The sequence below is a fragment of the Gordonia amicalis NBRC 100051 = JCM 11271 genome, from assembly GCF_000332995.1.
Classification (GTDB): Bacteria; Actinomycetota; Actinomycetes; order Mycobacteriales; family Mycobacteriaceae; genus Gordonia; species Gordonia amicalis.
In genome coordinates, this window is the sequence record NZ_BANS01000037.1 from 22,545 (window position 1) to 34,597 (window position 12,053).

The following is a 12,053-nucleotide window of genomic DNA, read 5'->3' on the forward strand; positions in this document are numbered from 1 at the left end:
ACACGGCGGGGACGGCGAACACGCGCGAGCTGCTTGTGTGACGCGAACTGCGTACCGGGAAGTAGTGGACCGTCACCAGCGACAACACCACGTGACCACTGGATGGCGTCTGCGACGGCGCGTGGAGATGCTCCACCGACGGGACTAAGGTGTTGGTGTGACTCGGCGAACCAAGATTGTCTGCACCATGGGTCCGGCCACCTCCAGCGACGAACGCCTCAAGGAACTCGTCGCCAGCGGTATGGATGTGGCCCGGATGAACTTCAGCCACGGCAAGCACGAGGACCATGCTGCCGTCTACGCACGTGTCCGCAAGGCCTCCGATGCGGCGGAGAAGGCCGTCGGCATCCTCGCCGACCTGCAAGGACCCAAGATCCGGCTCGGTCGTTTCGACGGCTGCGACGGGGCGACCGTCTGGGAGACGGGTGAGGAGATCCGGATCACCGTCGACGATGTCGAGGGCACCCACGATCGCGTCTCCACCACCTACAAGCAGCTGTCGGAGGATGCGAGCCCGGGCGACCGGCTCCTCGTCGACGACGGCAAGGTCGGACTGACGGTCTCGTCGATCGACGGCAACGATGTGGTCTGCACCGTCACCGAGGGTGGCCCGGTCAGCAACAACAAGGGTCTGTCGCTGCCGGGTATGAGCGTTTCGGTGCCCGCGCTGTCCGAGAAGGACATCGCGGACCTCGAGTTCGCACTCGGTCTCGGTGTCGACATGATCGCGCTGTCGTTCGTGCGCAGCCCGTCCGACATCGAACTCGTCCACGAGGTCATGGATCGGGTGGGCCGCCGGGTGCCGGTCATCGCGAAGCTGGAGAAGCCGGAGGCCATCGAGAACCTCGAGGCCATCGTCCTGGCCTTCGACGCCATCATGGTCGCCCGCGGCGACCTCGGCGTCGAACTGCCGCTCGAGCAGGTGCCGCTCGTGCAGAAGCGGGCCATCCAGATGGCCCGCGAGAACGCCAAGCCGGTGATCGTCGCGACCCAGATGCTCGACTCGATGATCGAGAACTCGCGACCCACCCGCGCCGAGGCGTCCGACGTGGCCAACGCCGTCCTCGACGGTGCGGACGCGGTGATGCTCTCCGGCGAGACCTCGGTGGGGAAGTACCCGCTCGAAACCGTCCGCACGATGGACCGCATCTGCCGGGCCGTCGAGTCCGGTCCGCGTGACGTGCCGCCGCTGTCGCATGTGCCCCGCACCAAGCGAGGCGTCATCTCCTACGCGGCCCGGGACATCGGCGAACGGCTCGAGGTGAAGGCACTCGTCGCGTTCACCCAGTCCGGCGACACCGTCCGGCGCCTCGCCCGGCTGCATTCGCGGCTGCCGCTGCTGGCCTTCACACCGACGCAGGAGGTACGGAGTCAGCTCGCACTGAGCTGGGGCACGGAGACGTTCATCGTCAACAACGTCGACACCACCGACCACATGATCGACCAGGTCGACCACCAGTTGCTGCGGATCGGCCGACTGTCCGAGGGTGACGTGGTGGTCATCGTGGCCGGCGCCCCACCCGGCACCGTCGGCTCCACCAACCTCATCCACGTCCACCGCATCGGCGAGCAGGACCACTGACAAGCACGACCACCGACACCGAGGCCCCCGGTCTGTCACTAGGGTGAAGGCCATGACCGTGGAACAGACCGGGGATCTCGGCAAGCTGCTCGCACTGCTCGACGTGGAACGCCGCGACGAGGACGTGTTCATCGGACACCATCCGGAGCAGGTCACCGCACGCACCTTCGGCGGGCAGCTCCTCGGGCAGGGAGTGGTGGCCGCCTCCCGCAGCCTGACGCGCGGCAACCCGCCGATCCACGCGTTGCACGCACACTTCATCCGCGGCGGCGACGTCACCAAACCGATGGAGTACCACGTCGACCGGTTCCGCGACGGCAAGTCCTTCGCCAATCGTCAGGTCACCGCCAAGCAGAACGGCGAAGAGATCTTCACGATGCTGGTGGCCTTCCAGGACAATGCCGCCGGACTCGAGCATGCGGTGGAGATTCCGCAGGTGCCCTACCCGGAGGAATTGCCCACTCTCGGAGAGCATTTCAAGGGATTCGAGGACCGGATCGCCACCTTCGTGAACGCCCTGCATCCGGTCGACATCCGGTTCGCGAATGATCCGAGCTGGAAGGCGAAGGAGGCGGGGCACAAGCTCACCGACAACCGGGTCTGGATGAAGGCCGACGGCGTGATGCCCGACGACCCCGTGATGCACGTCGCCGCAATGTGTTACGCCTCCGACACCACGGTCCTCGACTCCATCATCACCACTCACGGACTGTCGTGGGGCATCGACCGGCTGTTCGCGGCGACCGTGAACCACTCGATGTGGTTCCATCGCGAGTTCCGATTCGACGACTGGTTGCTGTACGCGACGCGTTCGCCGGTGGCGACGGGTTCGCGCGGCATGGGATCGGGTCGATTCTGGATGCGGGACGGCACCCTCGCGACGTCGGTCGTGCAGGAAGCGTTGATCAAGTACTTCCCACCCAAGAAGTGACTTTTTCGAAATGACTGCAGCCCAGGAGATGTGGCTCGATCCCGGCCCGCCACTCCCACGCCGGACCTGGCAGCGCAGGACTCGTCGACCGGTCATCGTCGGGACCACGCTTGCGATGGTGCTGTTCGCCGCCGTTGCGATCGGTGCCCTGCTGGTCGGACTCCTGACCACCCCGACGTTCACGGCGAAGGGCGGCGTCGTCGCCGATTGCGCAACGGAGGTCGCGGCGCTGCCCGACGGCGGACGCATCGTCCGCGGCGCGCAGGTCGCGATCTACGACGCCGCCGGCGGTGAGGTCGCCGTCACCTCGCTCGACCGCTTCCTGCGCGCGGACGAGGGGTGCCAACTGACCTTCGAGGTCGACGGCGTGACGTTCACCGACGCCGGCTATGTCGTCCGGGTCGGCGATCGTTTCTCCCAACCGGTCTCCACGTCCGCCCTCCAAGAGGGTGCGGTGCTCCGGTCCCTCGCCTGAGTTCCGCCGACCCGTCGCGACATGGGCCGCAGTTGTCCGGACAGCCGGTGAACGCCGGGTTAAACTGCGCCGGATCATTGTTGGGCCCGGACCCGTTGTGTCGACTGCATCTTCGACGCTCCGCGTGCAGACGGGCCGCGATGTCGCCCGGCGTTCCCGGCTGCGACGTCCGACGGTAAGGGAGTGTGCGTGGAGTACAGCATCGACTGGGGCAACGAGGTGTGGGCGAGCCTGAAATGGCTGGCCATCGCTTTCGGGATCTCCGCCGTCGCGATGCTCGTCATCGGTCTTCTCCTCGCCCGGTTCAGCCGGTGGGGTAGACCGCTCTGGCGCGTCATCGGCGGATTCTTCACCGAGCCCGGCACGCGACTCAAGGCCTGGGGGCTCGCTGCGATACTCACTCTGCTCGCCCTGATGGGTGTGCGGGTGACGGTGCTGTTCTCGTATTTCAGCAATGACCTCTACACCGGCCTGCAGACCGCGGCCGAGGGATTGGCGGCGGGCGGTCCGCAAGGTGCCGACCTGCTCCAGATGGGCAAGGACGCGTTCTGGCACTCGATGGTGGTGTTCGCGATCCTCGCGTCGCTCCACGTGGTGCGCACCATGATCGAGATCTACGTCGGGGCCGCATTCGAGATCAACCTCCGCCGCTGGATGACCGCCGGGGCAGCGGCGGACTGGATGAACGGCCGTGCCTTCTACCGCAATCGTTTCGTCGACCTCAGTGCGGGACTCATGCGGCGCAGGTGGTTCCGGCGTGCGCCGCAGCCCTCGCGCAAGCCGATCGACATCCATCCCGGGGTCGACAACCCCGATCAGCGCATCCAGGCCGACATCACCAACGTCGCCTCCGTCGGAACTTCGTTGCTCTGGGGTGGTGGCGGTTCGTCGACCAACGGTGTGCTCACGGCGATCGCCTCGATCGTGTCCTTCTCGAAGATCCTGTGGGATCTGTCGGGGCCGGTGACGCTCCTCGGGGTCGAGATCCCACGGATGATGATGTGGCTGGTTTTCGTGTACGTGCTGGTGACGAGCGTCGTGGCGTTTGCCATCGGTCGACCGCTCATCCGTCTCAACTTCTGGAACGAGCGGCTCACCGCGAATTTCCGATACGCCCTCGTCCGGGTCCGTGACAGTGCGGAGAACATCGCGTTCTATCGCGGCGAACGGGTCGAACACTCCGGACTGATGACCCGGTTCGCGGCGGTCATCAGGAACTACTGGCAGATCATCCATGTCCAGATGGCATTCGTCGGCTGGAACTTCAGCGTCAGCCAACTCGCGGTGGTGTTCCCGTATCTGGTGCAGATCCCGCGGTTCTTCGACGGCCAGATCAAGCTCGGCGACATGCAGCAGACGGCGTCGGCCTTCGGCGAGATGCACGACGCACTCTCCTTCTTCCGGACCGCGTATGACGACTTCACCGGTCTGCGCGCGTCGATCATCCGTCTCGACGGGTTGGCCGACGCCGACGCCGACGTCAAGTCGCGAGCCATGCCCGAGATCACGACCACCGATCGGGAACGGGCAGTGCGTCTCGCCGACATCGACGTGAACACCCCGAGCGGCGACGAGCTGATCCGCGCACTCAACGTCTCTCTCGATCCCGGTGACGCGCTGGTCGTCAAGGGCCGTTCGGGTTCGGGCAAGACCACTCTCCTGCGGGGACTGGCCGGCCTGTGGCCGTTCATCGACGGCGAGTTCACCCGCCCGCCGGGTGACCACACCCTGTTCCTCTCGCAGATGCCCTACATCCCGCTGGGTGATCTGAGGACCGCGGTCGCCTATCCGGCGCTTCCCGACGACGTCGGCGACGACGCCGTCAAGCGGGCCCTGGAGAAGGTGTTCCTGCCGCATCTCGTCGACCGTCTGCACGATGAGGAGGACTGGGCCAAAGTGCTCTCGCCGGGCGAGCAGCAGCGCGTCGCGTTCGCTCGCATCCTGCTTACGAAACCGCAGGCGGTGTTCATGGACGAGGCGACCTCGGCGGTCGACGAGGGTCTCGAATACGCGCTGTACCAACTGATCCGGACCGAGCTCCCGGAGACGATCCTGGTGTCGGTCAGCCACCGGAGCACCACCGATCAGCACCACACCGAAGTGCTGGAACTGACCGGTGGAGGGGCGTGGACGTTGTCGCCGATCGACTCGAGTCTTTCGCTAGACAAACAGTCGTGACCTGCATCTTTCGATCTGGTCACCGTTTGCCGTGAACGGATCCTGATAACTGCGACCCCTCGCTAGTGTGACGTGTACCACATCCATCGCTTTGGCGACTCGAGGACCAGATGACCGCAACAGACCTGATCACCTTTCCCCATGAGACCGGTGTCGACGTGTCGACGATTCCGGCCGCGTTCCAGCAGACGGTCACGGTCCGTCCGGACGCCGTGGCGATCCGTACCGTCGGCGGTGCCCAGCAGATCACCTGGTCGCAGTACGCCACCCGGGTCGAGGCGATCGCCGGTGGACTCGCGGCGCTCGGCGTCGGCAGGGGCGACACCATCGGCATCATGCTGACCAATCGGCCGGAGTTCCACTTGGTGGACACCGCGGCACTGCACCTCGGTGCGGTCCCGTTCTCGATCTACAACACGAGCTCGTCCGACCAGATCGAGTACCTGTTCGGCAACGCCGAGAACTCGGTGGTGATCACCGAGCAGAAGTTCCTGCCGGTGATCACATCGGCGAACACCGGCGTCGAACGCATCATCGTCGTCGATGGGGTGGCCGCCGACACGATCTCGCTCGACGACGTCGAACGCACGCCGCCACCCGATGGGTTCGATTTCACCGCGTCGTGGCAGGCGGTGGAACCCGAAGACCTGGCGACCCTGATCTACACGTCCGGGACCACAGGTCCGCCGAAAGGCGTCGAGATCACCCACCGCAACATGGTCGCGGAGATGGCTGCGCTGGCGGAGAAGGTCGACGTGGGGTTCGACGACCGCTCGATCTCCTATCTGCCGGCCGCGCACATCGCCGATCGGGTGTCGTCGCATGCGGCGAACATCATGCGCGGCATGCAGATCACCACGGTGTCGGACCCGCGCGAGATCGCCGCGGCGTTGCCCGAAGTGCACCCGACGTTCATCTTCGGGGTCCCGCGGGTGTGGCAGAAGATCCGGGCCGGCGTCGAGGCGAAGGTCGCCGAGGAGTCCAGTCCGGTGAAGAGAGTGCTTGCCGGTTGGGCCTTCGGCGTGGGAGCAGCCGGTGTTCAGGCACAGATCGACGGCAAGGGGCTGGGTGTCCTCGCCAGGGCTCAGCGTGGCCTCGCTGACCGGTTGGTGCTGCACAAGGTGCGTGCCGCGCTCGGACTGGACCAGCTCAAGTTCGCCGGCTCGGGTGCCGCAGCGATCCCACCCGAGGTGCTGAAGTTCTTCCTGGGCTTGGGAATCCCGATTCTCGAGGTGTGGGGGATGTCGGAGACCACCGGTGTGTCGACGATGACCACGCCCGACAACCTCAAGATCGGCACCGTCGGCCCACCGATACGTGGCATGGAGGTCAGAATCGCCGACGACGGTGAGCTGTTCGTCCGCGGCCCCGTGGTGATGCGCGGATACCGTGGGCAACCCGAGAAGACGGCGGAGGCGATCGACGCCGACGGTTGGCTGTCGACCGGTGACATCGCGAAGATCGACGACGACGGCAACGTCATCATCGTCGACCGCAAGAAAGAACTCATCATCAACGAGTCCGGAAAGAACATGTCGCCCACCAACATCGAGAACGCGATGAAGGCGGCGTCGTCGTTGATCAGTCAGGTGGCCGCGATCGGCGATGCGAAGCCGTATGTCTCCGCGCTGGTCGTGCTCGACCCGGAGGTCGTGGCGGCGCGCGCCGAGAAGCTGAATCTGCCCGACGCCGACCTCACCGAACTGTCCGTGCATCCCGAGATCGTGGACGAGGTCTCGGCCGCCATTCGTACTGCCAACAGAAGGCTGTCCCGCGTGGAGCAGGTCAAGCGGTTCACCATCGTCCCCGTCACGTGGGATCCGGGCGGGGATGAACTGACACCGACGATGAAGCTGCGCCGCGCTCCGATCGCCACGAAGTACGCGGCCGAGATCGGTGCCCTGTACGAACCGCAGCCGGGTGACGCCGTAGTGGATCTGCGGTCATGACCGCCGCCGCTGATCGTGATCAGGCCCCTGATCGTGAACTGGGTCCGGTCGACTACATCGTCGTCGAATGGGCCGGTCGGGAACCCACCGGTGAGGCGTTGCCCTACCTGATGGACCTGATCGACCGCGGGATCGTGCGGCTCATCGACATCGTTTTCCTGACCAAGGGGGCCGACGGGGCCGTCGCCGAGGTCGAGATCGGGGAACTGGGTGTGGAGTTCGCGATCTTCGACGGAGCGGCGACGTCGATTCTCGATGACACCGACATCGCCGAGGCGGCCACTGCGATCGAACCGGGTTCCAGTGCAGCGGTTCTCGTGTGGGAGAACCTGTGGGCCGCTCCGTTCGCCACGGCGGTGCGCAACAACGGTGGGCGCGTGGTCGCATCGGGCCGGATTCCGGTCGACGCGCTCCTCGAATCGCTCGACGCGATCGAGCGATCGTGATCGTCTCGACAGCCCTGACGGGCCAGAGAGGAACAGTGTCATGCCAGGTCTGATCCGCGGGGTCGCCCGCACGGCCGTCATCTCCGGGACCGCCACCGCGGTGAGCAATCGGGTGTCGCGGCGTCAGGCGAGCCGCTGGGCGCAACAGGGGACTGTCACCCAGCAGGACCCGAGTGCGCAGCGATATCCCGAACCGCAGTACGCCCCGACGCCGTATCCCGAATCACCGCCACCGCCGCAACCACCGCAACCGCCCGCGCAGTCGACCGGTATGGACACGATCGCGGCGCTGAAGGAACTCGGTGCGCTCTACCAGCAGGGCATCCTCACCGAGGCGGAGTTCGCCGCGCAGAAGGCGAAGATCCTCGGGACGTGAGGGCGGGGAGCGATCGCGGGATCACGAGGTCTCGATGGTGAGATCGTCTGCGTCGCCGATGTTCTCCTGTGCGGCCCGACGCGAGGTGTCCTTGAGGGCCACTCCTGATCGGCCGAGTCTCCGCGCGCCGTCGACGAGGGCCGCGGTGATCCGTGCGGCGACGTCGTAGTGCAATCCGTCCGGCGGGTGGATGTTGGAGATGCAGTTGCGGTCGGCGTCGGTGCGTCCGGGACGGGGCAGATGGGTCAGATAGATGCCGAGGCTGTCGGCAACCGAGAGTCCCGGTCGCTCACCGATGATCACGATGAGGGTCGTCACGCCGAGGGCCTCGCCGATGTGGTCGCCGAGCGCGACGCGCGCCTGCGTGGCGATCACCGGCGGCGCCATCGTGTAACGGCCGTCGAGGGCATCGACGAGTGCGGCCACCAGACCGTGTCCGTGATCGGCGACCGCGCGCGGGGACAGGCCATCCGCGATGACGATGCCGATGTCGGCGCCGGATTCGGTGAGCGCCGACAGGTCCTCGGGCGTCCGGCCGAGGTCGGGTCTGCGCAGATACTCGCCGCGGTCCGAGGCCCGGCTCGTGACGATGACCGGACGACCGAGTCCGAGTTCGGCGAGCGACGCGGCGATGGCGTCGGCGTCGAGGGGTTCGTGGACGGCATCCCGTGCTGCTGCGTGTGCGGCCTGGAACTCCAGGACGCGACGTGACGGCAGGGAGTTACCGGCACGCCCGAGGCCGATGCGCGCCTGTGTGGTTCGACGCATCGACGCCCAGATGTCGTCGCCGCCGGCGAGTTCCGCCGGCTGTGACTGCTCCGGTGTGCTCATCGGCCGGCCGCCAACGGCAGGAGGGGCGAGGTCGCCGGATCGACCGGACGGATCCGGCCGTCGGCGTCGCACATCCCTAGTCGGGCGAGCCACGCCTCGAATTCGGGTGCGGGACGTAGTCCGAGTGCCTGTCGCACGTACAACGCGTCGTGGAAGGCCAGGCTCTGGTAGCCGAGCATGACGTCGTCTGCGCCGGGCACCGCGATGACGAAGGCCGCTCCGGCGACGCCGAGAAGTGTCAGCAGGGTGTCCATGTCGTCCTGGTCGGCTTCGGCATGGTTGGTGTAGCAGACGTCGACGCCCATCGGGAGTCCGAGGAGCTTCCCGCAGAAGTGGTCTTCGAGTCCCGCGCGGATGATCTGCTTGCCGTCGAAGAGGTATTCGGGGCCGATGAATCCGACGACGGTGTTGATCAGCAACGGGTCCAGGGCGCGCGCGACCGCGTAGGCCCTCGTCTCGAGGGTCTGCTGGTCGACGGCTTTGCCACCGGTGCCGAGGTGCGCGCCCGCCGACAGTGCGGATCCCTGTCCGGTCTCCAGATACATGACGTTGTCGCCGACCGTGCCGCGGTGCAGGGACCGGCCGGCCTCGTTGGCCTCCTGCAGAATCGTGAGATTCACCCCGAATCCCGCATTGGCTCCTTCGGTCCCGGCGATCGACTGGAACACGAGGTCCACGGGGACGCCCTGATCGATCAGGTCGACCGTGGTGGTGACGTGCGAGAGCACGCACGACTGCATCGGGATCTCGAAGCGCTGACGGATCTCGTCCAGCATGTGGAGCAGGTCGGTGGTCGCCTGCGGTGAGTCCGACGCCGGGTTGATCCCGATCACCGCGTCGCCGCAGCCCATCAGCAGACCATCGAGGGTGGCTGCGGCGATCCCGCGCGGATCGTCGGTGGGATGGTTGGGCTGCAGGCGGGTGGCGATGCGGCCCGGGAGTCCGATGGTGGTCCGGAACGCCGAGGTCACCCGGATGACCGATGCCACCAGGATGAGGTCCTGGTTGCGCATGATCTTCGACGTGGCGGCCGCCATCTCCGGCGTCACGGCGGGGGAGATGCGTGCGATGCGTTCGGCCGCGTCGGAGCGGGTGGAGATCTCGAGCAGCCAGTCGCGGAACCCGCCGACGGTCAGGTGTGAGATCTCGGTGAAGGCTGCGCGATCGTGCGTGTCGACGATGAGTCGGGTGACCTCGTCCGACTCGTAGGGGACCAGGAGGTCCTCGAGAAAAGCTGACAGTGGAACGTCGGCCAATTGCCATGCAGCAGCAGCACGTTCGGCGTCGGACGTGGCGGCGCAACCGGCCAATTCGTCACCCGAGCGGCGCGGGGTGGCCTTCGCCATGAGTTCGACGAGGCCGTCGAACTCGTAGGACGTGCCGGAGATGGTCTGGGTGAATCTCATGGTCCCCGAAGTCTAGGTTCGGCCGATCCGCCGCGCATGACGAACGAACCACTTGCGCCGACGCCGGCAACGGAGTGACCCTTGACACACCCAGACGAATGAATGTACGTTCACGCATACCGGAATAAAAGTTCACAGCAGGGCTCCGCTTGAGCAAAAATCATCGCTGACCACCGCAGACACCCCCATACGGATGTGCCCGGAGGCGATTCCCCAGCAGAAGGAGTGATCAAGATGGATTACGAAGACATCGACTACACGGTCGAGGGCCCCACCGCGATCATCACGATGAACCGGCCGCATCGGTACAACGCCTTCCGGGCCAAGACGGTCGAGGAGATGATCAACGCCTTCCGTCGTGCCTGGGCCGACAACGGAGTCCAGGCCGTGATCCTGACCGGAGCCGGGGAGAAGGCGTTCTGCACCGGTGGTGACGTGAAACAGCGTGCGGAGACCGGCGATTACGGGCCCAGCGAGAGCGGCATGTTCGAGATCGGCAACCTGCACAAGACCATTCGCGACATCCCGAAGCCGGTCATCGCCGCGGTCAACGGACTCGCCATCGGCGGCGGACACGTCCTGCACGTGCTGTGCGACCTCACCATCGCAGCCGACACGGCACGCTTCGGTCAGTCCGGGCCCAAGGTCGGCTCCTTCGACGCCGGATTCGGTTCGGCGTTCCTGGCCCGCGTCGTGGGGGAGAAACGTGCCCGCGAGATCTGGTACCTGTGCCGCCAGTACGACGCCGAGACCGCCGAACGGTGGGGGCTGGTGAACTGGGTCGTCCCGGCGGCCGATCTGCTCGACGAGGCGAAGAAGATCGCCGCCGAGATCGCCGAGAAGTCGCCCACCACACTGCGCTTCCTCAAGCAGAGCTTCAACGCCGACACCGACCACCAGGCCGGTCTCTCCAATCTCGCGATGAGCGCGCTCGACCTCTTCACCCATTCCCCCGAGGGGCTCGAGGGCGCGAACGCCTTCGCGGAGAAGCGTGCGCCGCGGTTCGACAAGTACGTCGGCGCCTGATCGCCCGGCATCCGATCTTTCGACTCGACCCACGGACTCGACACCTCCGGGAGGAACCTCATGAGTGACAAGCACATCGCCGTCGTCACGGGCGCGGGATCAGGGATCGGCAGGGCGATCGCCCTGGGCTTCGCGGCCGAGGGGACGACCGTGGTCGCCGCCGATCTCGATCTCGATGCCGCCAAGCGCACCGCGGGAGAGGCGGGTTCCATCGTGCCGATGGTCGTCGACGTTGCCGACCGTGCGAAGGTCGACGAGCTGCGGGACGCGGTGCAGGCGGAGGTGGGTGTCCCCGACATCCTCGTCAATGCCGCCGGCTGGGACCGCACTGATCAGTTCCTGAACGCCACAACCGAATTCGCCGAGAAAGTGGTGGCCATCAATTACCTCGGACCCGTTCACATGGCCAGCGCGTTCCTGCCCGGCATGGTGGAGGCGTCGAAGTCCGACGGCTGGCGGGGTGGCCGCGTGATCAACCTGGCCTCCGACGCCGGGCGGGTCGGCTCGGCGGGTGAGACGATCTACGCCGGCGCGAAGGGCGGCGTCATCGCCCTCTCGAAGTCGCTTGCGCGGGAGATGGCCCGGTATCAGATCACCGTCAACGCCGTCTGCCCCGGACCCACTGACACCCCGCTGTTCCAGGCGCAACCCGAGAAGCTGAAAGAAGCTCTGGTGAAGGCGATCCCGCTCCGGCGACTCGCGCGCCCCGACGAGGTCGCCGCACCGGTCCTGTTCTTCGCCTCACCCGCGGCGTCGTTCATCACCGGTCAGGTGATCAGCGTCAGCGGCGGTCTCACCATGGCCGGTTGACCGGCCGCCATCCACCCGGATCGAGATGAGCCCTGGAGGGAAC

11 protein-coding genes are annotated in these 12,053 nt (G+C 66.3%); 9 read left to right on the forward strand and 2 right to left on the reverse strand.

Going from position 1 to position 12,053, the window contains the following annotated elements:
- The first annotated feature begins 157 nt into the window (after positions 1 to 157).
- From pyk to GOAMI_RS17135, 7 genes are all read left to right on the forward strand, one after another.
- Positions 158 to 1,582, forward strand: a complete 1,425-nt coding sequence (gene pyk, locus GOAMI_RS17105) for a pyruvate kinase (RefSeq protein WP_006437817.1) — start codon at positions 158 to 160, stop codon at positions 1,580 to 1,582.
- 52 nt (positions 1,583 to 1,634) lie between these two features.
- Entirely contained in the window at positions 1,635 to 2,513 is an 879-nt protein-coding gene (locus GOAMI_RS17110; RefSeq protein WP_006437818.1) for an acyl-CoA thioesterase, read from the forward strand.
- Between the two features lie 10 nt (positions 2,514 to 2,523).
- The gene (locus GOAMI_RS17115) at positions 2,524 to 2,988 is read left to right on the forward strand and encodes a hypothetical protein (protein WP_006437819.1); all 465 of its coding nucleotides are present in this window, start codon (positions 2,524 to 2,526) and stop codon (positions 2,986 to 2,988) included.
- A gap of 189 nt (positions 2,989 to 3,177) precedes the next feature.
- A complete protein-coding gene (locus GOAMI_RS17120; protein WP_006437820.1) occupies positions 3,178 to 5,166 on the forward strand; it encodes an ABC transporter ATP-binding protein/permease in 1,989 nt (662 codons plus the stop codon).
- A gap of 110 nt (positions 5,167 to 5,276) precedes the next feature.
- Complete coding sequence (locus GOAMI_RS17125) at positions 5,277 to 7,115, forward strand: AMP-dependent synthetase/ligase (protein ID WP_006437821.1); 1,839 nt, start codon at positions 5,277 to 5,279, stop codon at positions 7,113 to 7,115.
- Positions 7,112 to 7,561, forward strand: a complete 450-nt coding sequence (locus GOAMI_RS17130) for a DUF6325 family protein (protein WP_006437822.1) — start codon at positions 7,112 to 7,114, stop codon at positions 7,559 to 7,561. Before GOAMI_RS17125 ends, GOAMI_RS17130 begins: the two co-directional genes overlap by 4 nt.
- 40 nt (positions 7,562 to 7,601) lie before the next feature.
- Positions 7,602 to 7,937 carry an SHOCT domain-containing protein gene (locus GOAMI_RS17135; RefSeq protein WP_006437823.1) on the forward strand — a complete coding sequence of 112 codons (336 nt, stop codon included), beginning with the start codon at positions 7,602 to 7,604 and terminating at the stop codon, positions 7,935 to 7,937.
- A gap of 21 nt (positions 7,938 to 7,958) precedes the next feature.
- Here the strand turns inward: GOAMI_RS17135 and eutC are convergent, their stop codons facing one another.
- Together eutC and GOAMI_RS17145 are read right to left on the reverse strand one after the other, a co-directional pair.
- Entirely contained in the window at positions 7,959 to 8,768 is an 810-nt protein-coding gene (eutC, locus tag GOAMI_RS17140) for an ethanolamine ammonia-lyase subunit EutC (protein WP_006437824.1), read from the reverse strand.
- Complete coding sequence (locus GOAMI_RS17145) at positions 8,765 to 10,174, reverse strand: ethanolamine ammonia-lyase subunit EutB (protein WP_006437825.1); 1,410 nt, start codon at positions 10,172 to 10,174, stop codon at positions 8,765 to 8,767. Before GOAMI_RS17145 ends, eutC begins: the two co-directional genes overlap by 4 nt.
- Before the next feature lie 234 nt (positions 10,175 to 10,408).
- Here GOAMI_RS17145 and GOAMI_RS17150 point away from each other — a divergent pair, with 234 nt between their 5' ends.
- Together GOAMI_RS17150 and GOAMI_RS17155 are read left to right on the forward strand one after the other, a co-directional pair.
- A complete protein-coding gene (locus tag GOAMI_RS17150; RefSeq protein ID WP_006437826.1) occupies positions 10,409 to 11,200 on the forward strand; it encodes an enoyl-CoA hydratase-related protein in 792 nt (263 codons plus the stop codon).
- Positions 11,201 to 11,260: 60 nt separating this feature from the next.
- On the forward strand, positions 11,261 to 12,010 hold the full coding sequence (locus GOAMI_RS17155) for an SDR family NAD(P)-dependent oxidoreductase (protein WP_006437827.1): 750 nt from the start codon (positions 11,261 to 11,263) through the stop codon (positions 12,008 to 12,010).
- Positions 12,011 to 12,053: the final 43 nt, after the last annotated feature.